The following is a 22,743-nucleotide window of genomic DNA, read 5'->3' as shown; positions in this document are numbered from 1 at the left end:
GATGCTGGGGGTGTTACTTCCACAAACAAAGGGAGGCCCCTATGGACGAGTATGACGGCAGGCAGTTCGTCGGGATTGATCTGCATCGGCAGCGGTCGGTAATCGTGCGCCAGTGTGAATCTGGGGAGCTGCTGTCTGCGGTTCGGATCGTCAACGATCCGGTGGCGCTTCGACTGCAGCTTGAGCAGGCTGGCTCTGACCCCGAGGTGGTGCTAGAGGCGACCTACGGCTGGTATTGGGCCGTTGATGTGCTGCAGGAGCACGGAGCGCATGTGCATTTGGCGCATCCGTTGGGGGTCAAGGGATTCCGCTATCGGCGGGTCAAAAATGACGTACGTGACGCCGCTGATCTGGCTGATCTCCTGCGGATGGGCCGGCTGCCCGAAGCGTGGATCGCTCCACCGCAAACCCGCGAGTTGCGGGAGTTGGTGCGCTACCGCGCCAAACTGGTCGCGCTCCGATCCGGACTGAAGGCCCAGGTGCATGCGGTCCTTGCTAAGGCTGGCGTACTGATCTCGGCGTCGGATTTGTTCGGCGTTACCGGCCGCCAACGGCTGGCGAAGGTGCCACTGGGCGCCGCCTACGCCCAACGAATCAGCTCGCTGCTGGAACTGATCGACATCCTTGACCGCCACGAAGCACGCTTCGCCGCGATAATCGCCGAACGTTTACGCGCCGACCGCGGCTATCAAGTGATCCAGCAACTGCCCGGCGTTGGGCCAGTGCTGGCGGCGGTGTTCGTCGCCGAAATCGGGGACGTACACCGTTTCTCGGGCCCCGCCCGCCTGTGCTCGTGGGCCGGGTTGACCCCCACGCACCGCGAATCAGACAAAGTCGTGCGACGCGGACATATCACCAAGCAGGGCAGCAAACTCGTCCGCTGGGCGGCGGTCGAAGCCATCCAGCGCCAGCCCGACACTGCCAAGATCACCCTTGATCGCAAACGGATCGAGGGCCGCCGCGGCCGCAACATCGCCAAGATCGCTGCAGCCCGCAAGCTGCTCACTCTCGTCTACTACGGGCTGCGCGACGGACATATCCGCGCCCTGGCCCACCGACAGGTGGCGGCGTGAGCATCTCGGACGCAACGGTAGCTGTCAAGGTGTTTGAGACAGCGTCTCACTATGTGGACACTATTTTCGGTTGTGGGGTCGGTGGGTTGATCCATGCCGCGGTCGGTAGTTTCGGGGGCTGTGGTGGGCTGCTAAACCGGTTGGGGTTGGCGGCGTAGGCATCGGCCATGACCCGGGCTCGTTTGGCCTGGATGTCGGCGGCGGTGCCGAAGTACACCGACGCCGGTGTGTGCAGGCCGAGCGCGGAATGGCGGTGCTCGTGGCGCAGGTAGTCGAAGAAGTCTTTGCACCAGGTGCGGGCGTGCTCGATCGAGTCGAACCGTTCGGGAAAATCGTTGCGGTACTTCAGCGTTTTGAACTGGGATTCGCTGAACGGGTTGTCGTTTGACACCCGTGGGCGCAGTGGCTGCGCGCCACGCCGAGGTCGATTAGCAGCTGGGCGACGTTCTTCGACGTCATCGCCGAACCCCGGTCGGCGTGGATCGCGCCGGGCCGCCCGTGTAGCGCGGTCAGCTCGGCCATCCAGTCCTGGCGATGTCGGCGTCCTCGTGGTACTCGACGCGCCAGCCGACGGGGTAGCGGCTGAAGATGTCCAGCATCACGTAGAGCTGGTAGAACTCGCCGCGCACCGGTCCCGCCAATTTGGTGATGTCCCAGGACCACACGTCGTTGGGTTGGTGGGCGACCAGCTCGGGTTTGACCCGCGGCGGGTGTGTGGCTACCCGCCGCCGTTCGCGGGTCATGTTGTGCGTGCGCAGGATCCGGTACATCGTGGACTGCGAGCACAGGTAGACGCCCTCGTCGAGCAGCTCGGCCCACGCGGGCGACCGCCTTGTCGGCGAAGCGCGGCTGGCACAACACCGTAAGGATCTGCGTGCGCTCGGCCGCGTCGAGCGCATTGGGCGGCGGTCCGCTCGGCCCGGGTTTGCGGCGTGGACCGGCAGGGCGGTTGCGCTGCCGATACAGGCTCGCGCGCGGCTTGCCCAGCAGCGCGCACGCCTTCGCGGTCGAGGTCAGCCGCTCCACCTCGGGCAGCAACTGTGCGATCACTTCTTCGACCCGGGCCGCGTGCCCGTGCTCTCGGAGAGCGTCTCCAAGAGCGCGTGTGCTTTTCCCACCAGATCCAACGCGGCCCTCGTGCGTTCAAGCTCGGCCTCGGCCCGTTCGGCCCGCTTCCGTAGCCGTTCGATCTCGGCCTGGTCGCGGTCCTTACCACGACCGCCTGACCGGGCCAGCCCGTCCAACGCGCCCGCGTCGCGCGCTCGGCGCCACTCCACGATGTGCGATGAGTACAGGCCCTCACGCCGAAGCAGCGCACCCCGCGCACCTGGCTCGGTCAACGCGTCGTACTCGGCCACAATGGCCGCCTTGTACTCCGGGGTGAAGTTGCGCCGCCGGGGACGATCCGCCCGCGGACCCTGGGCCGAATCGGTTCCCACGCCTTCATCATCGGCGCTACCCTTCCGGACCTCAGCCAAAGTCGCCGTCATTGTTCGTTGCAATCCTTACTTGCCCTCAATACCTGGTCAGATATTTTCGAACCCTGCTGTCTCAACTAACCCTGCCAGAGAGGGCAACACGCGTGCGGTTGTGCAATTGTCTGATCTGACCCCCGTCATCTCGGCGCGGTCGCCGTTTTGATTGACCCCGCGTGTTGCAACGCGCACCGCTCCATGCCCCCCAACCGGCGCGGGTGCGAAGGGATGACCGGCAGCCGAGGTTTCGGCCCTACCCCAACCCCATAGGCATCAACTGTGGAGACGTTGCACCAACAACCACATAAGCTCCGCCGAACACCCAATCGACTTCCCTCTCTGGCAGGGTTAGTTGAGACAGCAGGGTTCGAAAATATCTGACCAGGTATTGAGGGCAAGTAAGGATTGCAACGAACAATGACGGCGACTTTGGCTGAGGTCCGGAAGGGTAGCGCCGATGATGAAGGCGTGGGAACCGATTCGGCCCAGGGTCCGCGGGCGGATCGTCCCCGGCGGCGCAACTTCACCCCGGAGTACAAGGCGGCCATTGTGGCCGAGTACGACGCGTTGACCGAGCCGGGTGCGCGGGGTGCGCTGCTTCGGCGTGAGGGCCTGTACTCATCGCACATCGTGGAGTGGCGCCGAGCGCGCGACGCGGGCGCGTTGGACGGCTGGCCCGGTCAGGCGGTCGTGGTAAGGACCGCGACCAGGCCGAGATCGAACGGCTACGGAAGCGGGCCGAACGGGCCGAGGCCGAGCTTGAACGCACGAGGGCCGCGTTGGATCTGGTGGGAAAAGCACACGCGCTCTTGGAGACGCTCTCCGAGAGCACGGGCACGCGGCCCGGGTCGAAGAAGTGATCGCACAGTTGCTGCCCGAGGTGGAGCGGCTGACCTCGACCGCGAAGGCGTGCGCGCTGCTGGGCAAGCCGCGCGCGAGCCTGTATCGGCAGCGCAACCGCCCTGCCGGTCCACGCCGCAAACCCGGGCCGAGCGGACCGCCGCCCAATGCGCTCGACGCGGCCGAGCGCACGCAGATCCTTACGGTGTTGTGCCAGCCGCGCTTCGCCGACAAGGCGGTCGCCCGTGTGGGCCGAGCTGCTCGACGAGGGCGTCTACCTGTGCTCGCAGTCCACGATGTACCGGATCCTGCGCACGCACAACATGACCCGCGAACGGCGGCGGGTAGCCACACACCCGCCGCGGGTCAAACCCGAGCTGGTCGCCCACCAACCCAACGACGTGTGGTCCTGGGACATCACCAAATTGGCGGGACCGGTGCGCGGCGAGTTCTACCAGCTCTACGTGATGCTGGACATCTTCAGCCGCTACCCGTCGGCTGGCGCGTCGAGTACCACGAGGACGCCGACATCGCCCAGGACTGGATGGCCGAGCTGACCGCGCTACACGGGCGGCCCGGCGCGATCCACGCCGACCGGGGTTCGGCGATGACGTCGAAGAACGTCGCCCAGCTGCTAATCGACCTCGGCGTGGCGCGCAGCCACTGCGCCCACGGGTGTCAAACGACAACCCGTTCAGCGAATCCCAGTTCAAAACGCTGAAGTACCGCAACGATTTTCCCGAACGGTTCGACTCGATCGAGCACGCCCGCACCTGGTGCAAAGACTTCTTCGACTACCTGCGCCACGAGCACCGCCATTCCGCGCTCGGCCTGCACACACCGGCGTCGGTGTACTTCGGCACCGCCGCCGACATCCAGGCCAAACGAGCCCGGGTCATGGCCGATGCCTACGCCGCCAACCCCAACCGGTTTAGCAGCCCACCACAGCCCCCGAAACTACCGACCGCGGCATGGATCAACCCACCGACCCCACAACCGAAAATAGTGTCCACATAGTGAGACGCTGTCTCAAACACCTTGACAGCTACCGCTTCGACTCCAACTGAAGCATGCGCTGAACCTCTCAGCCCCCGGTGTCAAGGTCGTTCGTCCTCGCTACGCTGCGGGCGCTCCACCTTGACACCGGGGATCGGTTCAGCGCTGTCCACAACGAGGTCGAACCCGCTTAAAACGCACCTTGACAACGCCCTACCCCTTCAGGGATGACAATTGGTCCCCTTCACATCGGGCAAGCCTTCCGCGCTACGCGCTCAAAATAGCCGAGGCACCACCGTCGGCTACGCGCTCAAAGTACGTGAGGCACGTCGGGTCATAGTGCCTTCTATAAGTTATCTGTATATTCATGCCTATGGCGACGACATCTATGCAGCTCGACAGCGAGCTACGTGACGAGCTGGCGAAGATCGCCGAGCGTGACTATCACGGTGTGCCACTGGGCGAAGCGCTCCGGCGTCTGGTCAGAGAACACCAAATCAGTCGGATCATCCGCCGGTACGAAGAACTGCGCGCCGACCCCGACGAGTGGGCCGGTTACCAGGCTGAAGCGCGGCTGACCGACAGCTCGGCTGGCGACGGGCTACCAGACGCGCGCGTGGAGTACCCGGAGTTCAACCAGTGAGCCGGACGCTGAGGCTGGCGCCGTGGCAGGTGTGGCTGGTGGACTTCGGTCAGCCGATCGGACACGAGCAGGGCGGTCTGCGCCCGGCCGTCGTGGTTGGGTCTGCGACGCATTGTCGCTTTCCGATCGACATGGCGCTCGTTGCGCCGATGACCACACGCGATCGGGGCCTGGACCACCACGTGCGCATCGATTCCTCTGAGTCGGGGCTAGACCGGCCGAGCTGGGTGCGCACTGAGGAGATCACGGCCGTGTCCACTCAGCGGTTCGCGCGGTCCAAGCCGATTGGCACCGCGTCACCCGCCGAGATCGCCGGGCTGCGCGTGTGGCTACGTGAAATGGTGGCTTTCTGCTGATCGTTCCGATTGCCCGAGGCCTCGAACATCTATTGTTGGTCGCTCCACGTGCGCGGCAGCATCGGCTCGTGCGGGGCCTCGGCGAATTCGCCACCACCCAGATGCATCAGTCCTTTAGCTTGTCCGGCAACCGATTTCGGGATCGTTCCGGTGAATCCGAGCGCATCCATCCCACGGTCGCCGGCGGCGACCTGCTCGGCCACCGCCGCGTCCGACGTGGCCGCGCGCCCGCCGTCCTCCAGGAACTCGAAGCGGTAGTGGCGCAAGCGGCCGCGCGCCTTGCCGGCTTTCTTGACGCTGGCCGCTGCCTGGTCACCGGCGAGTGCGGCGGCGGCTGCGGCGTCCGCGGCGACACCGGTGCGCCCTTTTGTCGTGGCGATCGGGGCGAACCCTTCGCCATCGGGACCGCCGACCGCGTAAAACCCTTGGGCGGCGCCGAATCCGGGAGCCGGGGGAGAGGCCGGTGCCGCGGACGCGGTCGCGGCGGGGGCGGCAGTCGCAACCGGGGCGGCGGCGTTGCCGGTGCCCGCCAGCGTGACTCCCGTTGTCGCGGGCCAACTCCGCTGGCCGGGCTCATCGGAGTGAACGCTTTCGACCAGTGGCACTGGGTCTTGCGCTATCGCGCAGAGCCCGGCAAGACCGCTAAGGCCAACGGGCAACAGGACGGGACTCGCCATCGTAGTGAACGGCCCGAAGTAGATGAGAGGGTCCAGCACCAGGTATGCGAGAAACGTGAAGACCGGGCCGGTCACGAAGGAGATCAAGGCGTCCAGTGCCTGGACGACCAGGTTTCCCAGCGGCCCCGAGAGCAATTCGGCGGCCAGATTTCGGAGGAACTCCAGCAAATCCTTGAGTAGCTGAAGGATCAGCTTCGTCGGGTCGGGGAAGCTGCTACCGGAGTCGGAGGCGGCCTCGGCGGCGACGATTCGGGGCGCGGGTGGCGTCGTGGGGGGCGCCGTGAGGCCTTCCTCCGAGACCGCTTGATAGACGTTCATGGCGGTGGCGGCCTGGATCCACATGCGCAGGTAGTCGGCCTCGTTAAGGGCGATGGGGATGGTGTTGACACCGAAGAAATTGGTGGCAACGAGGGCGCCGTGCACGGCGTGGTTGGCCGCCAATTCGGCGAGCGTGGGCATGGCTCCCAACGCGGACGTGTAGCCCGCCGCGGCCGCTTCGTGCGCGCCGGCCGCCGCGCTGGCCACCGCGCTGGCCTCGCGCAGCCAGTAGAGAAACGGTTGATGGGCCGCGACGAACCGCTCCGCGCTCGGCCCTTCCCACGCGCCGCCCTGAACGGCGGCGAGGATGCCCGCGAGTTCCGTTGCGGTGTCGCTGTAGTGGACAGCGAGGCCGTGCCACGCCGCGGCAGCGGCCAACAGCGGACCCGGGCCGGCGCCAGTGGAAAGCCGCGCGGAGTGCACCTCTGGGGGAAGCGCGAACCACATCGGGAAGGGCACGATCGGCTGCCTCCTTCGACAGGCGGACAATAACAAGGTTAGGCTAACCTAGTTTAGGTAAGGCTAAGTCTGGTGGGTTTTCGAGAAAGCCCGGGCGAAACCGCCGTGACTTTGCTGGCTGGCGCATGGAACAATCCCTGGCCGTGAAGACCTTCGAGGATCTGTTCGCCGAACTCGGCGAGCGCGCCCGCATCCGGCCGGCCGGCAGCGCAACGGTGGCTGCGCTGGACGCCGGGATACATGCGCTGGGCAAGAAGATCTTGGAGGAGGCCGGCGAAGTGTGGTTGGCCGCCGAGCACGAACCCAACGACGCGCTGGCCGAGGAGATCAGCCAGTTGCTCTACTGGACCCAGGTGCTGATGATCTCCCGTGGATTGTCCCTCGAAGACGTCTATCGGAAGCTGTGAACATGTTGCGGATCGCGGTTCCCAACAAGGGTGCGCTGAGCGAGCCGGCCACCGAGATCCTCGCGGAGGCCGGATACCGGCGCCGCACCGATCCCAAGGACCTCACCGTCATCGATCCCGTCAACAACGTCGAGTTCTTCTTCTTGCGGCCCAAAGACATTGCCATCTACGTCGGGTCGGGGGAGCTCGACTTCGGGATCACCGGACGGGACCTGGTGCGCGATTCGGGTGCGCCGGTGCGCGAACGCTTGGCGTTGGGTTTCGGGTCGTCCAGCTTCCGTTACGCCGGCCCCGCGGGCCGGGACTGGACGGTGGCCGACCTGGCCGGAAAACGGATCGCCACCGCCTACCCAAATCTGGTCCGAGAAGACTTGGCCGCCAGGGGCATTGAAGCGATGGTTATCAGACTCGATGGCGCGGTGGAGATTTCGGTGCAGCTCGGTGTGGCCGATGCCGTCGCCGACGTGGTGGGGTCCGGCCGCACCTTGAGCCTGCACGACCTCGTGGCTTTCGGTGAGCCGCTGTGTGATTCGGAGGCGGTGCTCATCGAGCGCGCCGATCACGGCGGCCATGACGGGGGCCAGGCCGCGGCGCGCGATCAACTGGTCGCCCGGGTGCAGGGCGTGGTGTTCGGTCAGCAGTACCTGATGCTCGATTACGACTGTCCGCGCGCCGTTCTTGACAAGGCCACGTCGATCACGCCGGGATTGGAGTCACCGACCATTGCCCCGCTCGCCGACCCGGACTGGGTCGCAATCCGCGCGCTGGTGCCCCGCCGGGGCGTCAACGAGATCATGGACGCGCTCGCCGCCATCGGGGCCAAAGCGATTCTGGCGTCCGACATCAGGTTCTGCCGATTCTGATCGCCCGGCTGGGCGGTCGTGTTAGCGTCCCGCTGGGAGCCGCTCCCGGTCCACATCGTCGCCAGGCTGTCTGTCCCAGGAGGGTCGCCGTGACGCACGTCCTTGTCCTGTTGCTCGCCTTGTTGATCGGCGTCATCGCCGGGCTGCGCTCGCTGACCGCTCCGGCGGTGCTCGCCTGGGGCGCGTTTCTGGGCTGGATAAACCTGCACGGGACGTGGGCATCCTGGGTAGGCAGCGTCATCACGGTCGTGATCCTGAGCATTCTTGCGGTGGGCGAACTGGTCAACGACAAACTTCCCAAGACACCGGCTCGCACCGCCCCACCGGTGTTCGCCGCCCGGATCGTCTTGGGCGCGTTTGCCGGCGCGGTCATCGGCACCGCGTGGGGCTATCGGTGGGGCGGGCTCGGGGCCGGTGTGATCGGCGCCGTGCTCGGCACCGTGGGTGGCTTTCAGGCGCGCAAACGTCTGGTGGCCGTCAGCGGCGGCAAGGACCTGCCGATCGCCTTGCTGGAGGATGCGGTCGCGGTGCTCGGCGGCTTCGCCGTCGTTGCAGCGACGGGCGCTTTGTGACGCTTCGAGCTCACCTGTGCCGGACCAGGAGAGTCTGGGCCGACGTGCCAACAAATCCGGCTTTGTCGAAGACCTCGGCCGTGGTCACCCCCACGCCGTCGGGTCCGACGGACGCGCGGGCCCGCAGCGCGAAATCGCTGCCGGTCGGCAGTCGGTGCAGATGAACGACGGTGTCGGTGTTCATGAAGAAGGACTGCCTCGGGTCCAGGACCGCTCCGACACCGTTGGCGCAGTCCACCACGGCGGCCAGCCGCTGCAGCGCCGTGGTCGGGTCGGTGTCGACGACGTGTGCCAGCGGGGTGAACCAGGACACGGCGGCCGAGCCCGATTCGGGGTTCTGCGGGCGCCAGTGCAGCGCGTCGAAATAGCCGCCGACGTCCGCGAAGGCGGCCGGACGCGGCCGCGCCGGTCCCTCCACCAGCGGGGGGTAGCGGTCGGATGCGACGTCGGCGGTGTCGCTGATCGCCAACAGCCACGCCGTCACCCGCGCCACCACGCGCTCTGCCACCATTTCTGCGGCCATCATGCAGATCCGCGAGCCCGGGCGCTCCACCCAGGCCCGCGCCCGCACCGGGGTCACCGGTATTGCCCCGAGGATGTCCAGACTGAGCCTGCCGACCCGCAGGCCAGAGCCCGCCGACAATTCCTCGATCAGCTTGGTCAGCAGCGCCAAGGGCGGTGAGCCGTGCTGAATTTCGGGGTCCCAGTTGCTTCGGGTGTAGTCGGTCGGACCGAAGACTTGAAAGTCAGCCGCGGTGCCCAGGCGACGGTAGTAGCAACCGTTCATGCCGCCGGCTCGGTCGGGTACAGCGACTCCGGCCATCCCGGGTAAGGCGGTGGCGTCCCACCGAACACCGGACAGTGCTGTCGATGGGGGCACCACTCGCACAACCGCGACGGGCTGGGGCGGAAATCGCCTGTCGCACCTGCGGATTGGATCGCGCGCCAGATCGCCATCAGCGTCTTCTCGAAACGCAGCAGCTCGTCATGGTCCGGCGAGTAGTCCAGCAACTGGCCGTCGGCCAGGTAGATCAGGCGCAACCGGGCGGGCAGCACACCGCGGGAACGAAACAGCGCCACCGCGTAGAACTTCATCTGGAACATCGCCTTGAACTCGGCCAGGGCTCGCGTGGCAGGGGGCGCCTTGCCGGTCTTGTAGTCGACCACCCGCAGCTCGCCGGTGGCGGCGACGTCGATCCGGTCGATATACCCGCGCAGCAGCGTGCCGTCGGCCAGTTCGACCTCCACGCGCTGCTCGCAGCTTTGCGGGTCGAACCGCGTCGGGTCTTCCAGGCGGTAATAGCCGGACAGCAATGCGCGGGCATCCTCGAGCAGTTGAGTCCGCTGGCCGGGATCCAGCTCGGCGGCCAGCCCGGGCTCGGCAGCGATCACCCGGTCCCAGGCGGACCCCACCAACGACCTCGCCGTGTCCGGGCCGCGCAGACCCGCCGGTAGGCCGTAGAGCTGCTCGAGCGCGGCGTGCACCACCGACCCCCGCAGCTGCGCCGCCGACGGCGCCTCGGGCAACCGGTCGATCGCGCGGAACCGGTACAGCAGTGGGCACTGCTTGAAGTCGGCGGCCCGCGACGGTGACAGCGCCGGGCGCAATTCCCGCGGGGATACCTCCGACCGGTCGCTCATGCCCGCAGCCTAGGACCGGGCGCCGACAACCCCGAGCACCGGCCGCGGCGAGTCGGCTGGCACGCTAGACGGCGTGTCAGCACCCGGCCCGTTCACCGTTGGCGAACGCGTCCAGCTGACCGACGCCAAGGGCCGCCACTACACGATGGTGCTCACTGAAGGCAGCGAGTTCCACACCCATCGCGGCTCGATCGCCCATGACGCGGTGATCGGTCTGGAGCAGGGCAGCGTGGTGAAGTCCAGCAATGGCGCCCTTTTCCTGGTGCTGCGCCCGCTGCTGGTCGACTACGTCATGTCGATGCCGCGCGGGCCTCAGGTCATCTACCCCAAGGACGCCGCCCAGATCGTGCATGAGGGCGACATCTTTCCCGGCGCCCGTGTGCTGGAGGCCGGGGCGGGCTCCGGGGCGCTGACGTTGTCGCTGCTGCGGGCGGTCGGGCCGCAAGGGCGGGTGATCTCCTACGAGCAGCGGGCCGATCACGCCGAGCACGCCCGTCGCAACGTGACGGATTTCTATGGCGGGGCACCGCAGAACTGGCAGCTGATCATCAGCGACGTCGCGGACTCCGAACTGTCCGACGGTTCCGTCGACCGGGCGGTGCTGGACATGCTCGCGCCGTGGGACGTGCTGGACGCGGTGTCGCGACTGGTGGTCGCCGGCGGTGTGCTGGTGATCTACGTGGCCACCGTCACCCAGCTGTCCAGGGCGGTGGAGGCATTGCGCGCCCAGCAGTGCTGGACCGAGCCGCGGGCGTGGGAAACGCTGCAGCGGGGCTGGAACGTCGTGGGCCTGGCCGTCCGGCCGCAGCATTCGATGCGCGGGCACACCGCGTTCCTGGTGACGACGCGACGGTTGGCGCCGGGCGCGGTCGCCCCGGCGCCGCTGGGTCGCAAGCGCGAGGGGCGCGACGGCTGAGAACGCCGAATCGCGCCGTCCTCCAAATCGTGTCACCCGTGCGGGCCGGCTGTGCCCGGGGCGCCAGGGATGCCGATGAGCCGCCCACCGAACCCGCCGACGCCAGCAACCCCGCCGATTCCGCCGGCGCCAGGCGTGATACTGGTTCCCCCGCCGCCGCCGTCGCCTCCGTCACCACCTCCACCGATCAGCCGGGCGTTGCCGCCGGCGCCGCCTGCCCCACCGTTGCCGCCGGGCATGCCCACGAAGGAGTCCCCGCCGGTGCCGCCGGTACCCCCGGTGCCGCCTGCCCCACCGTCGCCGTACAGCAGCCCGCCACCGCCGCCGGCCCCACCGTTGCCCCCCGTGCCGCCAGGCCCGCGCGTGACAAAGGGGCCATCCCCGCCGCTACCGCCGGCGCCGCCGTGGCCGCCGGTGCCGATCAACAGCCCGCTGCCACCGGCCCCACCGTGCCCGCCGTCGCCACCGCCACCGGGCCCACCGCCGCCACCATCGCCGCCGGTTCCGCCGGCCCCACCGTCGCCGAGCAGCGCGCCGCGACCACCGGTCCCGCCGCGCCCGCCGCCCCCGCCCCGGTAGTTACTGCTTCCGCCGTCGCCGCCGTGGCCGCCGGCCCCGCCGCTACCGATCAGCAGCCCCGCATCACCGCCGGCCCCGCCGGCCCCACCAGAGCCACCGGACCCACCGGGATTCAAGCCAACGTCACCCATGCCACCGGTGCCGCCCGCCCCGCCGTTGCCGTAGAGCAGTCCGCCGTCACCACCGGCCCCACCGGCCCCGCCGGCCCCGCCGATGTACGGAGCGAAGTTGCCGTGGCCGCCACCACCGCCAAAGCCACCGTCGCCGATCAGTCCGGCGTGCCCACCGGCCCCGCCGGCCCCACCGGTCCCACCGGCTCCAGTGGCGCCCGTAGGAAAGTTGCCGTCGCCGCCGCGCCCGCCGGCGCCGCCGCCGCCGTACAGCAGCCCACCAGCGCCGCCAGCGCCGCCAGCTCCACCGTCCCCACCGTCCGCGCCAGTACCGCCCATCCCCCCTTTGCCGCCGGCGCCGCCGGGCCCGCCGGGCCCATCAGCCCGGCGCTGCCGCCGGCCCCACCGAGGCCACCGGCCCCGCCGGGCACGCCGGCCCCGCCGCCGCTCTCGCCGGCACCTCCAATACCTCCGGCGCCGCCGGCCCCGTACAGCCACCCACCGCTGCCGCCGTGTCCACCTGGCGCGCCGTTGCCCCCGCCGGGCGTACCTGCCCCGCCGGCCCCGCCGGCGCCGCCAACGCCGATCAAGCCGGCGTCGCCGCCCGCCCCGCCGGCCTGGCCGATCCCACCCGATCCGCCGGCCCCGCCATTGCCGTACAACAGGCCGCCGGCCCCGCCGGCCTGGCCGGTGCCCGGCGCGCCGTTGGCGCCATCACCAATCAACGGGCGCCCCAAGAGCAGCTGGGTCGGGGCGTTGATTACGCCCAACAGGTCCTGCAGCGGGGTAGCGGCAGCGGCCTCGGCGGCCGCATACGAGCCCGCACCGGCGGTCAGCGCCTGCACAAAGCGGTCATGAAACAGTGCCGCCTCGACGCTTACGCCGTGATAGGCCTGGGCGTATGACGAAAACAGCGCCGCCACCGCCGCCGACACCTCATCAGCGCCAGCGCCCACCACCGTGGTGATCCGGGCGGCCGCCGCCGCGTTTGCCGTGCCCAGCGCCGAGCCGATGCCCTGCAACTGTGCGGCCGTCCCGGCCATCGTCTCCGGTGTCAGGATGACAAACGACATGGAATACCTCCCTTGGCCGAATCAAGCGTATGGCGGTCCCAGCCTGGAAGTCTCGGCTTTGGCACGACCTACTCCTAGTCGTCGCTGCGGTGCAGACCCCGGCGCACCGACAGCAGCTCGAACTCCGGGTGTGCGGCAACCAGGCGCTCGGCGGCGTCGAGGACGTCGACGACGTGGCTGCGGTCGCCCGACACCACGGACACTCCGACGCCCGCCCGGCGGTACAGCTCGTGCGAGCCGGTCTCGGCGGCCGACACCGAGAACTTGCGCTGCAGCTCCGCGACGACCGGCCGGATCACCGACCGCTTCTGCTTGAGCGACCGCACGTCGCCCAGCAACACATCGAATTCGAGCCAGCCAATCCACATACCGCGGATCAGCCGGAGGGAGTCGGAGTCGGGGCCGGATTTGGAGCCTCGGCTGGCGCGGACGGCGCCGTGGGCGTTGCACCCTGCGAATTGCTCAGGGCCAGCAGCATTTCCGCGGTCTCCCGGGACAACTGCCAGCCCCCTTGGTGGGGCGTGAACTCCATCGGGAACGTGAACACGGCGCGGTTCGGTCGGGCGGTGTTGACGCTGATCGTGGCCAGCACATCGGACGGGTTCTGGTCCGACCAGGCAAGGTTGGTCGCGGTGAAGGTCATCGGCAGATAGCCGCCGTCGCGCAACGCGTTGCCGAACTTGTCCAGCTTGGCGGCGCTTTCGGGTGTCGCGCCTTCGATCAGGTTGACCTTGTCGGTGCCCGGCACGGCCGGGTCGGCGAGACGCGTCAGCACGGCGGTCAGGGCTTCGGGTGCCGGCAGGGGGGCGGACGGCATAGCCGCAACCGCACCCGAAGTGCTCGGGTTGGCTACTTCGGCGGGCGTCGGCGAACTAGTGGACGCGCCATGCGCGCACCCGGCCGACCCGAGCGCCGCCACCACGAGGGCGACGCCCAAGGCTACGGAATCGTGTCGGAGCATCCGGGCGCGCGCTCGGGTTATGCGCACATTCTGACGGATGCCACAGAAGTCACACCGAGGGCCGCCGCACCGGCGACGGCGACGGCCGCGACGCCAATGGCGAGGGCTTTTAACGTCACGGCAATCCTTTCGCTCGGTCTGAACCGACGCAGAGATTACCAGTGGGAACCGCGACGCGACTTTTCGTGGACTTTTGACTCCACACATGAAGCGCCAATCGCCGGTAGCGTTGATGTATCCACTCACCAGTCTGGTGCGGGAGAGGAGGGCAACATGGGTGAGTCAGACCGTTCTGAAGCATTCGGTACCCACCGCGATATGCCCTTGTCCAGCGACGATGCGGCCGAATTGGAACAGCTGCGCCGTGAGGCCGCGGTCCTGCGCGAACAGCTGGAGAATGCGGCCGGGCCGCACGGCCCGGCGCGCTCCGCCCGCGATGTGCATCAACTCGAAGCCCGAATCGACTCGCTGGCGGCCCGCAATTCCAAATTAATGGAAACTCTTAAAGAGGCCCGTCAACAACTGCTGGCGCTGCGCGAGGAAGTCGACCGGCTCGGTCAGCCGCCCAGCGGCTACGGCGTTCTGCTGTCGGCGCACGACGACGACACGGTCGACGTGTTCACGTCGGGTCGCAAGATGCGCCTGACGTGCTCGCCCAACATCGACACCAAATCCCTCAAAAAGGGTCAGACGGTCCGGCTCAACGAAGCCCTGACCGTCGTGGAGGCCGGCACGTTCGAATCGGTCGGCGAGATATCCACGTTGCGTGAGGTGCTGGCCGATGGGCACCGGGCGTTGGTCGTCGGCCACGCCGACGAGGAACGCATTGTCTGGCTGGCCGAACCCCTGATCGCCGAGGACCTGCCGGACGGGATCCCCGATGCCCTCAACGACGACACCAAGCCCCGCAAGCTGCGGCCCGGCGACTCGCTACTGGTCGACACCAAAGCCGGCTATGCCTTCGAGCGCATCCCCAAGGCGGAGGTCGAAGACCTGGTGCTCGAAGAGGTGCCCGACGTCAGCTACCAGGACATCGGTGGTCTGACCCGCCAGATCGAGCAGATCCGCGACGCCGTCGAGCTGCCGTTCCTGCACAAGGAGCTGTACCGGGAGTACGCGCTGCGCCCGCCCAAGGGTGTGTTGCTCTACGGCCCGCCCGGCTGCGGCAAGACGTTGATCGCCAAGGCGGTGGCCAACTCGTTGGCCAAGAAGATGGCCGAGGTCCGTGGCGACGACTCTCGCGAGGCGAAATCGTACTTCCTCAACATCAAAGGCCCCGAGCTGCTGAACAAGTTCGTCGGCGAGACCGAGCGCCACATCCGGCTGATCTTCCAGCGCGCGCGCGAGAAGGCGTCGGAGGGCACGCCGGTGATCGTGTTCTTCGACGAGATGGACTCGATCTTCCGCACCCGCGGGACCGGGGTCTCCTCCGACGTCGAGACCACCGTGGTCCCGCAGCTGCTGTCCGAGATCGACGGCGTGGAGGGACTCGAGAACGTCATCGTGATCGGCGCCTCCAACCGCGAGGACATGATCGATCCCGCCATCCTGCGGCCCGGGCGCCTCGACGTGAAGATCAAGATCGAGCGCCCGGATGCCGAAGCGGCAATGGACATCTACTCGAAGTACCTGACCGAGTCGCTGCCGGTGCACGCCGATGACCTTGCCGAGTTCGACGGCGACCGCGGGGCCTGCATCAAGGCGATGATCGAAAAGGTCGTCGACCGGATGTATGCCGAGATCGACGACAACCGGTTCCTGGAGGTCACCTACGCCAACGGCGACAAGGAGGTCATGTACTTCAAGGACTTCAACTCCGGGGCGATGATCCAGAACGTGGTCGACCGGGCGAAGAAGAACGCCATCAAGTCGGTGTTGGAGACCGGTCAGCCGGGTCTGCGCATTCAGCATTTGCTCGACTCGATCGTCGACGAGTTCGCCGAGAACGAGGACCTGCCCAACACCACCAATCCCGATGACTGGGCCCGGATTTCGGGCAAGAAGGGTGAGCGGATCGTCTACATCCGCACCCTGGTCACCGGCAAGAGTTCGAGTGCCAGCCGGGCTATCGATACCGAATCGAACCTGGGGCAGTACCTGTAGGTCGTCAGCCGGTCACCAGCGAATAGCTGTTGGTGAGGTCGTCTTGGAGGACGCGGGCCGCGCGTGTGGTGGTGTCGATCCGCAACTCGCCGGTGAGCACGCGCGGATGGTAGGACCACCCTGCCGGCAGGTCGAGCCGTTCACCCAGCTTGGGTAGGTCGGCTCGGGACAGGTCGGGGTCCACCACCTGGCTCCAGGTCTGCATCACCCAGCGCTGTCCCTTGGGGTCCTGGAGTTCGTAGACCTCTTCTCCGGCGTTGAAGACGAAGACCGTGTTGCGGCTGACCTGGTTGACGGTGTAAGGCGCCGGGCTCATCGACGACAACAAGACCGTGGCCTGCTGGAGCATCTCGATCCCGCCGAACGTCTTGGTCACCGGCGGGCCCTGGGGAGCCTTTTCGATCGCATTCATCAGCCAGTAGCGCGGACCGTTGAGCAGGGCCGCGGCCGCACCGTGTTCGGTGGCGAGGGCTTGCGGATCGAGCGCGGACCACAGCTCGGCCGGACAATCGTTGAGCGGGAAGCTGTTGTAGACGGTTGCCTGTGGACCGGCCTCTCCGGGCGTCACGAGAAGAACTTCCCCGTAACGCTTACCGGATATGTCGGTCACCGGTTCACGGACCTGGTCGCTGGACATCAGGTGAAGCTAATCATTGCCGGCAGCGACGTCAACATCGCCGCCCGGCGCGGCCAGGATGTTCCCTCGGTAGCGGTTGCGCGCGATAAGGGCGGTGTGCAGATCGTCGATCAGGGGGTCGAGGAACTGGGCGCGGTACTCGGCGTCGTCGACCGCGCGGGCGCTGATGTACATGAACGTCAACGCGCCGAGGAAAAGGCACATATTGATCAGCGATACCGGCGCCGGAAACGTCATGCCGAACACCGTCGCGGTGGTGACCTCGGTGTGTGTCCATTCCCTGAGCAGTGGTGGCGTGAGAATAATCAGCCCGAGAACCAGGTAGATCGTGGCGCCAACGGATGCCACCACCAGGATCTCGACGAGTTGCGAGGCAGCAAGCAGGAATACCACGTTGATGCGTTCGGTCCGTTTGAGCGGGGAGCCGGGCGAGGGGTCGGGCATCGTCGCGAAGGGCGTATCGGCCAGGCTTTCGCTGCCTTCCGGCGGCACCGCGGTCGACCGCAGCAGCGGCCTGACCCGCTCCAGGGTCTTGGATACGACGAATGCCGCCGCGATCACGACCAGAAAGATCATTGCCAGCCAGAGCCGCTGCCCGCTGATGTTCGCTGCCATGAGCCAGACGTACGTGTTGAAGAACACCAATGCGGTCAGCAGCACAATGGGAAGGGCGCGAATCGCCAGCGTGCCGACCGTCGCGAGGTGCGACAGCGTCATGCGTACCGCCCACCCAAGCACCGACCCGACACCGCAGCCAGTCAGCATCAGCACCAGGGCCAAGATCGCGCCAACTCGTAGCAATTGGATCGGGCCGGCTTCGATGACTGCTGATACGGCCGCGAACGCCACCCCGATCGTCGCGATCGTCGCCCGCGTCTGTCTGCCTGGTATCCGCGATACCAGCCAGCCGACGATAACGGCCAGCGGAAGGGCAATGGCGAGTATCCCCAGGATCACCCATTCGACGGTTGTCGGAGTTCCGAGGATCTCGATCTCGCGGCCCGCGGTGATCACAAAGATCGCGAGCAGGCAGCCCTCGACGGTCGCCCACGCTGCCAGCACGGGAGCCGGGCGCGACCAGAGCCGGCGACACTGACCCCGCATCGTCAGCACCGACGGCAGACCCCGCTTTAAGAACCAGCTTTCAGCCTCGGCAGTCGCCGATGCTCGCCGCGCCAATGGGCGGCGCAGAGAGACGCTCACTGGTGCACCCTAGCGCCGGCCATCCCCGCCCGTGCTACTAGTTCAGCCCGCTGCTGATGAGTTTCTCGGTGTCATTTCCGGCGGCCGTGCCGTCGGTGCGTTTGTTGATGTGGTCAAAGACAGCGGATTCGGCGACGGCGACGGTCTGGCCGGGCCTTCGGTTGGGTACGTTGAACGGCTTGTTGACCAGTGACCCCGTGATCTCGGCCGCTCGCCCACGGCACGGGTAGGTGATAGATCGCAAATGCGACCGTACCAATCCCGCCTCGCCCCCTCGCCGCTGCGCGGCTGGGAGGTACCCCCACCTCGGCCCGCTGCGCGGGCCGCATCGTCGCCGCGCCTAAGCTTCAAGGCATGCAACGGATTATCGGGACGGAGGTCGAATACGGCATTTCGTCGCCGTCGGACCCGACCGCCAACCCGATCCTCACCTCGACGCAGGCGGTTCTGGCGTACGCCGCCGCCGCCGGTCTTCAGCGCGCCAAACGCACCCGCTGGGACTACGAGGTGGAATCCCCGCTGCGGGACGCCCGGGGCTTCGACCTGAGCCGCTCGGCCGGCCCACCGCCGGTGGTCGACGCCGACGAGGTCGGCGCAGCCAACATGATCCTGACCAACGGGGCGCGGCTCTACGTCGACCACGCGCACCCGGAATACTCCGCGCCCGAGTGCACCGACCCGCTTGACGCGGTGATCTGGGACAAGGCAGGGGAGCGGGTGATGGAGGCGGCCGCCCGGCACGTCGCCAGCGTGCCCGGAGCCGCGAAGCTGCAGCTGTACAAGAACAACGTCGACGGCAAAGGCGCCTCCTACGGGTCGCACGAGAACTACCTGATGTCGCGGCAGACGCCGTTCTCTGCCATCATCGCGGGTCTCACCCCGTTCCTGGTGTCCCGGCAGGTGGTGACCGGTTCCGGCCGGGTCGGCATTGGGCCCTCTGGTGACGAGCCCGGGTTTCAGCTCTCGCAGCGCTCCGACTACATCGAGGTCGAGGTCGGACTCGAGACCACGCTGAAACGCGGCATCATCAACACCCGCGACGAACCGCACGCCGACGCCGACAGGTACCGACGGCTACACGTCATCATCGGTGATGCCAACCTCGCCGAGACGTCGACCTACCTGAAGCTGGGTACCACGGCGCTGGTGCTGGACCTGATCGAAGAAGGCCCGGCCCACGGGATAGACCTCATGGACCTGGCGCTGGCGCGGCCGGTGCACGCGGTCCATACGATCAGCCGCGATCCGACGCTGCGCGCGACGGTGGCTCTGGTCGACGGTCGCGAACTGACCGGCCTTGCGCTGCAACGGATCTACCTCGACCGGGTGGCCAAGCTGGTCGACGGCCGCGACCCGGACCCGCGCGCGGCCGACATCGTCGCGACCTGGGCGCACGTGCTCGACCAGCTCGAGCGCGACCCGATGGACTGTGCTGAGCTGCTGGACTGGCCGGCCAAGCTGCGATTGCTGGAAGGTTTCCGCCGGCGGGAGAACCTCAGCTGGTCGGCTCCCCGGCTGCACCTCGTCGACCTGCAGTACTCCGACGTCCGGCTGGACAAGGGCCTGTACAACCGGCTGGTCGCGCGCGGCTCGATGAAGCGCCTGGTCACCGAACATCAGGTGCTCAATGCGGTGAACAACCCGCCCACCGACACCCGCGCGTACTTCCGCGGGGAATGCCTGCGCCGCTTCGGAGCCGAGATCGCCGCCGCCAGCTGGGACTCGGTGATCTTCGACCTGGGTGGCGACTCGTTGGTTCGCATCCCGACGCTGGAGCCGCTGCGCGGCAGTAAGGCACACGTCGGGGCGCTATTGGACTCGGTGCACAGCGCGGCGGAACTGGTGGAACAACTGACCAGCTGAAAGTCGTTAGACGGGAAACGTCGGCGTTGACCGGTAGGGTAGAGGGACCAAGCGGGCGTGTGACGCGGCCATTACACAAGCCCAGACGAAGCAGGAGGCGGCGATGGCTCAGGAGCAGACCAAACGTGGTGGCGGCGGCGGAGACGATGAGGACTTCGCCGGCAGCACCGCCGCGGGCCAGGAGCGTCGCGAGAAGCTGGCCGAGGAGACCGACGACCTGCTCGACGAGATTGACGACGTCCTCGAGGAGAACGCCGAGGACTTCGTCCGCGCGTACGTCCAAAAGGGCGGACAGTGACCTGGCCGTTCCCCGACCGCCTGTCCACTAACTCGCCACTTTCCGGAGCCCCCGCCGTAGACCTGTCGTCCTTTGCTGACTTCCTGCGCCGCCAGGCACCGGAGTTGCTACCGGCAAGCATCAGCGGCGGCCTGCCGGCCGGCGATGCCCAATTGCCGCACGGCACCACCATTGTCGCGCTGAAATACCCCGGCGGCGTCGTCATCGCCGGCGACCGGCGCTCGACGCAGGGCAATATGATCGCCGGGCGCGATGTGAAAAAGGTGTACATCACCGACGACTACACCGCGACCGGCATCGCCGGCACCGCGGCGGTCGCCGTCGAGTTCGCCCGCCTTTATGCGGTCGAGCTCGAACACTACGAGAAGCTCGAGGGCGTTCCACTCACGTTCGCCGGCAAGATCAACCGGCTCGCGATCATGGTGCGGGGCAACCTGGCGGCCGCGATGCAGGGGCTGGTGGCGCTGCCGCTGCTGGCCGGCTACGACATCCACGCATCCGACCCGGAGGCCGCGGGGCGCATCGTCTCGTTCGACGCCGCCGGCGGCTGGAACATCGAGGAGGAGGGCTACCAGTCGGTGGGCTCGGGGTCGATCTTCGCCAAGTCGTCGATGAAGAAGTTGTACTCCCAGGTCAGCGACGCCGATTCGGCGTTGCGGGTGGCAGTGGAGGCACTCTACGACGCCGCCGACGACGATTCCGCCACCGGCGGACCGGATTTGGTCCGCGGCATCTACCCCACCGCGGTCACCATCGACGTCGACGGCGCGGTCGACGTGCCGGAGAGCCGCATCGCCGAACTCGCCCGGGAGGTCATCGAAAGCCGTTCGCGCGCTGACACTTTCGGCCTCGATGGCGGTGAGAGGTGAGCTTCCCTTATTTCATCTCGCCTGAGCAGGCGATGCGCGAGCGCAGCGAGCTCGCGCGCAAGGGCATCGCACGGGCCAAAAGCGTGGTGGCGCTGGCCTACGCCGGCGGTGTGCTGTTTGTGGCCGAGAACCCGTCGCGGTCACTGCAGAAGATCAGCGAGCTCTACGATCGCGTCGGCTTCGCGGCCGCCGGCAAGTTCAACGAGTTCGACAATCTGCGCCGCGGCGGGATCCAGTTCGCCGATACCCGCGGCTACGCCTACGACCGTCGTGACGTCACCGGACGGCAGCTGGCCAACGTCTACGCGCAGACGCTGGGCACCATCTTCACCGAGCAGGCCAAGCCGTACGAGGTGGAATTGTGCGTCGCCGAGGTCGCGCATTACGGCGAGACGAAACCGCCCGAGCTCTATCGGATCACCTACGACGGGTCGATCGCCGACGAACCGCATTTCGTGGTGATGGGCGGCACCACGGAGCCGATCGCCAACGCGCTCAAGGAGTCCTACACCGAGAACGCCGACCTGACCGACGCCTTGCGGGTAGCGGTACGGGCGCTGCGGGCGGGCAGCGCCAACGGCGGCGATCAGCCCGCGCTCGGCGTGGCCAGCCTGGAGGTGGCGATCCTCGACGCCAACCGGCCACGGCGCGCGTTTCGTCGCATCACCGGCGCCGCGCTGGAAAAACTGCTGCGGGAACTGGATCGCAAAGACGCCAAGGGATCGAAGGCATCTAAGGACTCCAAGGGTGCCAAGGACTCCAAATCCGACGGCGAGTCGCCGGATTAGGTCTGACCTAAGCCAGGCTTAGGTCTGGTTCGTAAGTTCTGCGCATCACCTAAACGCGCCGAGGTCGACGCTTCGCAGAGAAAGATCAAGAGCAGGCCCGCAGAACGTCGATCTCGGCGCTGGGATGGTATCAGCCGACGCCCGACGAACTTGCGGACCAGACCGGCTTTGGTTTGCGGCCTGTATTCGGGGCTGGCCAGCTCGGCCCGTGGGTGAAATTGACTGCATGCTGTCAAAGATTTTGATGTTATGCTGTCAAAATGCGCACCACGGTGACGTTGGACGACGACGTCGAGCAGTTGGTGCGGCGCCGGATGGCCGAGCGGCAGGTGTCCTTCAAGAAGGCGCTCAACGACGCGATTCGCGACGGTGCTTCCCGGCGACCCGAACCGGGGCGGTTTGTGACCCGCGCCACCGACCTGGGCGTGCCCGGGGTCAATCTCGACCGGGCGTTGCAACTCGCCGCCGAGCTCGAGGACGAGGAACTTGTGCGTCGTCAGCGGCGCGGGTCATAGCTGTCCATGAAGATCGTCGACGCGAATGTGCTGCTGTATGCGGTCAACACGTCCAGCGAACACCACACGTCGTCCTTACGCTGGCTCGACGGCGCGCTATCGGGCGCCGACCGCGTCGGGTTCGCGTGGGTCCCATTGCTGGCATTCGTTCGGCTCGTGACCAAGCATGGTTTGTTCCCCCGCCCGATGTCTCCGGAGGACGCCATCGGTCAGGTCGCGGATTGGCTCACCGCGCCGAGCGCGGTGCTGGTGAATCCGACCGCACGCCACGCCGACCTCATGGCGAGAATGCTGGCGCAGGTGGGAACCGGCGGCAACCTCGTGAACGACGCCCACTTGGCGGCGCTTGCCGTCGAGCATCGCGCCAGCATCGTGTCTTACGACAGCGATTTTGGCCGATTCGACGGCATGCGCTGGGATCGTCCGTCGGCGCTGCTGTGATGGTTTGTCAGGGCGTCATGCGCGGGTTGCACAAGCTCGGCCACCGGCGGCCTCGGCAAACGTTGAC

Annotated in this window: 27 protein-coding genes and 1 pseudogene; 16 read left to right on the top strand and 12 right to left on the bottom strand. The window is 67.4% G+C overall.

Translation table 11 applies throughout. The features are described from left to right. The first annotated feature begins 41 nt into the window (after nt 1–41). Nucleotides 42–1,073 (top strand): IS110 family RNA-guided transposase, encoded by a 1,032-nt coding sequence (locus G6N24_RS10305; RefSeq protein WP_085159019.1) that lies wholly within the window; start codon nt 42–44, stop codon nt 1,071–1,073. A gap of 49 nt (nt 1,074–1,122) precedes the next feature. Here the strand turns inward: G6N24_RS10305 and G6N24_RS24450 are convergent, their stop codons facing one another. From G6N24_RS24450 to G6N24_RS23890, 3 genes are all read right to left on the bottom strand, one after another. Beyond that, complete coding sequence (locus G6N24_RS24450) at nt 1,123–1,464, bottom strand: integrase core domain-containing protein (protein ID WP_163745447.1); 342 nt, start codon at nt 1,462–1,464, stop codon at nt 1,123–1,125. A gap of 118 nt (nt 1,465–1,582) precedes the next feature. After that, a complete protein-coding gene (locus tag G6N24_RS10295) occupies nt 1,583–1,972 on the bottom strand; it encodes a DDE-type integrase/transposase/recombinase (protein WP_163745488.1) in 390 nt (129 codons plus the stop codon). Between the two features lie 147 nt (nt 1,973–2,119). Then, on the bottom strand, nt 2,120–2,563 hold the full coding sequence (locus tag G6N24_RS23890) for a transposase (RefSeq protein ID WP_179963428.1): 444 nt from the start codon (nt 2,561–2,563) through the stop codon (nt 2,120–2,122). 1,070 nt (nt 2,564–3,633) lie between these two features. Between G6N24_RS23890 and G6N24_RS10280 the strand changes: the two genes are divergently transcribed. The 4 genes from G6N24_RS10280 (at nt 3,634) to G6N24_RS10265 (ending at nt 5,383) form a co-directional block, all read left to right on the top strand. After that, nucleotides 3,634–3,945: a hypothetical protein gene (locus tag G6N24_RS10280; RefSeq protein ID WP_163745486.1), complete on the top strand. Its 312-nt coding sequence runs from the start codon at nt 3,634–3,636 to the stop codon at nt 3,943–3,945. 118 nt (nt 3,946–4,063) lie between these two features. Further along, nucleotides 4,064–4,405: an integrase core domain-containing protein gene (locus tag G6N24_RS24445; protein WP_163745447.1), complete on the top strand. Its 342-nt coding sequence runs from the start codon at nt 4,064–4,066 to the stop codon at nt 4,403–4,405. A 352-nt stretch (nt 4,406–4,757) separates the two neighbouring features. Then, the gene (locus G6N24_RS10270; RefSeq protein WP_197743115.1) at nt 4,758–5,027 is read left to right on the top strand and encodes a hypothetical protein; all 270 of its coding nucleotides are present in this window, start codon (nt 4,758–4,760) and stop codon (nt 5,025–5,027) included. Beyond that, nucleotides 5,024–5,383, top strand: coding sequence for a type II toxin-antitoxin system PemK/MazF family toxin (locus G6N24_RS10265; RefSeq protein WP_085161436.1), 360 nt, complete (start codon nt 5,024–5,026; stop codon nt 5,381–5,383). The genes G6N24_RS10270 and G6N24_RS10265 overlap by 4 nt, the downstream gene beginning before the upstream one ends. A 29-nt stretch (nt 5,384–5,412) precedes the next feature. Here G6N24_RS10265 and G6N24_RS10260 read toward each other — a convergent pair whose 3' ends face one another. Next, nucleotides 5,413–6,837 (bottom strand): PPE family protein, encoded by a 1,425-nt coding sequence (locus G6N24_RS10260; protein ID WP_085161438.1) that lies wholly within the window; start codon nt 6,835–6,837, stop codon nt 5,413–5,415. A 125-nt stretch (nt 6,838–6,962) separates the two neighbouring features. Between G6N24_RS10260 and G6N24_RS10255 the strand changes: the two genes are divergently transcribed. The 3 genes from G6N24_RS10255 (at nt 6,963) to G6N24_RS10245 (ending at nt 8,679) form a co-directional block, all read left to right on the top strand. Further along, nucleotides 6,963–7,244 carry a phosphoribosyl-ATP diphosphatase gene (locus G6N24_RS10255; RefSeq protein WP_085161440.1) on the top strand — a complete coding sequence of 94 codons (282 nt, stop codon included), beginning with the start codon at nt 6,963–6,965 and terminating at the stop codon, nt 7,242–7,244. A gap of 2 nt (nt 7,245–7,246) precedes the next feature. After that, nucleotides 7,247–8,107, top strand: a complete 861-nt coding sequence (gene hisG, locus G6N24_RS10250) for an ATP phosphoribosyltransferase (protein ID WP_085161442.1) — start codon at nt 7,247–7,249, stop codon at nt 8,105–8,107. Nucleotides 8,108–8,196: 89 nt separating this feature from the next. After that, nucleotides 8,197–8,679 carry a glycine zipper 2TM domain-containing protein gene (locus tag G6N24_RS10245; protein WP_085161444.1) on the top strand — a complete coding sequence of 161 codons (483 nt, stop codon included), beginning with the start codon at nt 8,197–8,199 and terminating at the stop codon, nt 8,677–8,679. 10 nt (nt 8,680–8,689) lie between these two features. Here the strand turns inward: G6N24_RS10245 and G6N24_RS10240 are convergent, their stop codons facing one another. Both G6N24_RS10240 and G6N24_RS10235 read right to left on the bottom strand, forming a co-directional pair. Then, nucleotides 8,690–9,466, bottom strand: a complete 777-nt coding sequence (locus tag G6N24_RS10240) for a thioesterase family protein (protein ID WP_085161452.1) — start codon at nt 9,464–9,466, stop codon at nt 8,690–8,692. Beyond that, nucleotides 9,463–10,320, bottom strand: a complete 858-nt coding sequence (locus G6N24_RS10235) for a RecB family exonuclease (RefSeq protein ID WP_085161446.1) — start codon at nt 10,318–10,320, stop codon at nt 9,463–9,465. The genes G6N24_RS10240 and G6N24_RS10235 overlap by 4 nt, the downstream gene beginning before the upstream one ends. Nucleotides 10,321–10,393: 73 nt before the next feature. Between G6N24_RS10235 and trmI the strand changes: the two genes are divergently transcribed. Beyond that, entirely contained in the window at nt 10,394–11,236 is an 843-nt protein-coding gene (gene trmI / locus G6N24_RS10230) for a tRNA (adenine(58)-N(1))-methyltransferase TrmI (protein WP_085161448.1), read from the top strand. A gap of 32 nt (nt 11,237–11,268) precedes the next feature. Here the strand turns inward: trmI and G6N24_RS23885 are convergent. From G6N24_RS23885 to G6N24_RS10215, 3 genes and pseudogenes are all read right to left on the bottom strand, one after another. Continuing rightward, nucleotides 11,269–12,998, bottom strand: a pseudogene (locus G6N24_RS23885) (PE family protein). A 74-nt stretch (nt 12,999–13,072) separates the two neighbouring features. Next, nucleotides 13,073–13,366, bottom strand: coding sequence for a DUF503 domain-containing protein (locus G6N24_RS10220; protein ID WP_085161602.1), 294 nt, complete (start codon nt 13,364–13,366; stop codon nt 13,073–13,075). Nucleotides 13,367–13,374: 8 nt separating this feature from the next. Then, entirely contained in the window at nt 13,375–13,959 is a 585-nt protein-coding gene (locus G6N24_RS10215) for a hypothetical protein (RefSeq protein ID WP_085161604.1), read from the bottom strand. Nucleotides 13,960–14,232: 273 nt separating this feature from the next. Between G6N24_RS10215 and arc the strand changes: the two genes are divergently transcribed. Continuing rightward, nucleotides 14,233–16,062 carry a proteasome ATPase gene (gene arc, locus G6N24_RS10210; RefSeq protein ID WP_085161607.1) on the top strand — a complete coding sequence of 610 codons (1,830 nt, stop codon included), beginning with the start codon at nt 14,233–14,235 and terminating at the stop codon, nt 16,060–16,062. Between the two features lie 4 nt (nt 16,063–16,066). Here arc and G6N24_RS10205 read toward each other — a convergent pair whose 3' ends face one another. Genes G6N24_RS10205 through G6N24_RS10195 form a run of 3 tightly spaced genes read right to left on the bottom strand, consistent with a single transcriptional unit; the run spans nt 16,067 to nt 18,146 of the window. Continuing rightward, on the bottom strand, nt 16,067–16,699 hold the full coding sequence (locus G6N24_RS10205) for a hypothetical protein (RefSeq protein WP_085161609.1): 633 nt from the start codon (nt 16,697–16,699) through the stop codon (nt 16,067–16,069). 9 nt (nt 16,700–16,708) lie between these two features. After that, nucleotides 16,709–17,902 (bottom strand): hypothetical protein, encoded by a 1,194-nt coding sequence (locus G6N24_RS10200; protein ID WP_085161611.1) that lies wholly within the window; start codon nt 17,900–17,902, stop codon nt 16,709–16,711. Between the two features lie 37 nt (nt 17,903–17,939). Then, nucleotides 17,940–18,146, bottom strand: coding sequence for a hypothetical protein (locus G6N24_RS10195; RefSeq protein ID WP_085161613.1), 207 nt, complete (start codon nt 18,144–18,146; stop codon nt 17,940–17,942). Nucleotides 18,147–18,256: 110 nt separating this feature from the next. On the opposite strand from G6N24_RS10195, the gene dop reads away from it, so the two are divergent. The 6 genes from dop to G6N24_RS10165 all read left to right on the top strand — a co-directional run bounded on the left by dop (nt 18,257) and on the right by G6N24_RS10165 (nt 22,676). After that, a complete protein-coding gene (dop, locus tag G6N24_RS10190; RefSeq protein ID WP_163745484.1) occupies nt 18,257–19,765 on the top strand; it encodes a pup deamidase/depupylase in 1,509 nt (502 codons plus the stop codon). 103 nt (nt 19,766–19,868) lie between these two features. Continuing rightward, entirely contained in the window at nt 19,869–20,063 is a 195-nt protein-coding gene (locus tag G6N24_RS10185; protein ID WP_085161617.1) for a ubiquitin-like protein Pup, read from the top strand. Beyond that, complete coding sequence (gene prcB, locus G6N24_RS10180) at nt 20,060–20,932, top strand: proteasome subunit beta (RefSeq protein ID WP_085161619.1); 873 nt, start codon at nt 20,060–20,062, stop codon at nt 20,930–20,932. The genes G6N24_RS10185 and prcB overlap by 4 nt, the downstream gene beginning before the upstream one ends. Further along, nucleotides 20,929–21,720: a proteasome subunit alpha gene (prcA, locus tag G6N24_RS10175; protein ID WP_085161620.1), complete on the top strand. Its 792-nt coding sequence runs from the start codon at nt 20,929–20,931 to the stop codon at nt 21,718–21,720. Before prcB ends, prcA begins: the two co-directional genes overlap by 4 nt. A 260-nt stretch (nt 21,721–21,980) precedes the next feature. Then, nucleotides 21,981–22,235 carry an antitoxin gene (locus tag G6N24_RS10170; RefSeq protein WP_085161621.1) on the top strand — a complete coding sequence of 85 codons (255 nt, stop codon included), beginning with the start codon at nt 21,981–21,983 and terminating at the stop codon, nt 22,233–22,235. Nucleotides 22,236–22,241: 6 nt separating this feature from the next. Next, complete coding sequence (locus G6N24_RS10165; protein ID WP_085161622.1) at nt 22,242–22,676, top strand: type II toxin-antitoxin system VapC family toxin; 435 nt, start codon at nt 22,242–22,244, stop codon at nt 22,674–22,676. Nucleotides 22,677–22,743 lie beyond the last annotated feature (67 nt).

Source organism: Mycobacterium lacus, from assembly GCF_010731535.1.
GTDB classification, from domain to species: Bacteria; Actinomycetota; Actinomycetes; order Mycobacteriales; family Mycobacteriaceae; genus Mycobacterium; species Mycobacterium lacus.
This window is presented reverse-complemented; position numbering and strand designations above follow the sequence as displayed.

What these genes read in the sequence shown, in the direction of transcription:
- G6N24_RS10165 (WP_085161622.1), top strand. Translation starts at nt 22,242, where the DNA reads ATGAAGATCGTCGACGCGAATGTGCTGCTGTATGCGGTCAACACGTCC.
- G6N24_RS23890 (WP_179963428.1), bottom strand. Translation starts at nt 2,563, where the DNA reads ATGACGGCGACTTTGGCTGAGGTCCGGAAGGGTAGCGCCGATGATGAA.
- G6N24_RS10185 (WP_085161617.1), top strand. Translation starts at nt 19,869, where the DNA reads ATGGCTCAGGAGCAGACCAAACGTGGTGGCGGCGGCGGAGACGATGAG.
- G6N24_RS10220 (WP_085161602.1), bottom strand. Translation starts at nt 13,366, where the DNA reads ATGTGGATTGGCTGGCTCGAATTCGATGTGTTGCTGGGCGACGTGCGG.
- G6N24_RS10170 (WP_085161621.1), top strand. Translation starts at nt 21,981, where the DNA reads ATGCGCACCACGGTGACGTTGGACGACGACGTCGAGCAGTTGGTGCGG.
- G6N24_RS10255 (WP_085161440.1), top strand. Translation starts at nt 6,963, where the DNA reads ATGGAACAATCCCTGGCCGTGAAGACCTTCGAGGATCTGTTCGCCGAA.
- G6N24_RS10295 (WP_163745488.1), bottom strand. Translation starts at nt 1,972, where the DNA reads ATGCGCTCGACGCGGCCGAGCGCACGCAGATCCTTACGGTGTTGTGCC.
- G6N24_RS10205 (WP_085161609.1), bottom strand. Translation starts at nt 16,699, where the DNA reads ATGTCCAGCGACCAGGTCCGTGAACCGGTGACCGACATATCCGGTAAG.
- G6N24_RS10270 (WP_197743115.1), top strand. Translation starts at nt 4,758, where the DNA reads ATGGCGACGACATCTATGCAGCTCGACAGCGAGCTACGTGACGAGCTG.
- dop (WP_163745484.1), top strand. Translation starts at nt 18,257, where the DNA reads ATGCAACGGATTATCGGGACGGAGGTCGAATACGGCATTTCGTCGCCG.
- G6N24_RS10235 (WP_085161446.1), bottom strand. Translation starts at nt 10,320, where the DNA reads ATGAGCGACCGGTCGGAGGTATCCCCGCGGGAATTGCGCCCGGCGCTG.
- G6N24_RS10240 (WP_085161452.1), bottom strand. Translation starts at nt 9,466, where the DNA reads ATGAACGGTTGCTACTACCGTCGCCTGGGCACCGCGGCTGACTTTCAA.
- G6N24_RS10305 (WP_085159019.1), top strand. Translation starts at nt 42, where the DNA reads ATGGACGAGTATGACGGCAGGCAGTTCGTCGGGATTGATCTGCATCGG.
- arc (WP_085161607.1), top strand. Translation starts at nt 14,233, where the DNA reads ATGGGTGAGTCAGACCGTTCTGAAGCATTCGGTACCCACCGCGATATG.
- hisG (WP_085161442.1), top strand. Translation starts at nt 7,247, where the DNA reads ATGTTGCGGATCGCGGTTCCCAACAAGGGTGCGCTGAGCGAGCCGGCC.
- G6N24_RS10215 (WP_085161604.1), bottom strand. Translation starts at nt 13,959, where the DNA reads ATGCTCCGACACGATTCCGTAGCCTTGGGCGTCGCCCTCGTGGTGGCG.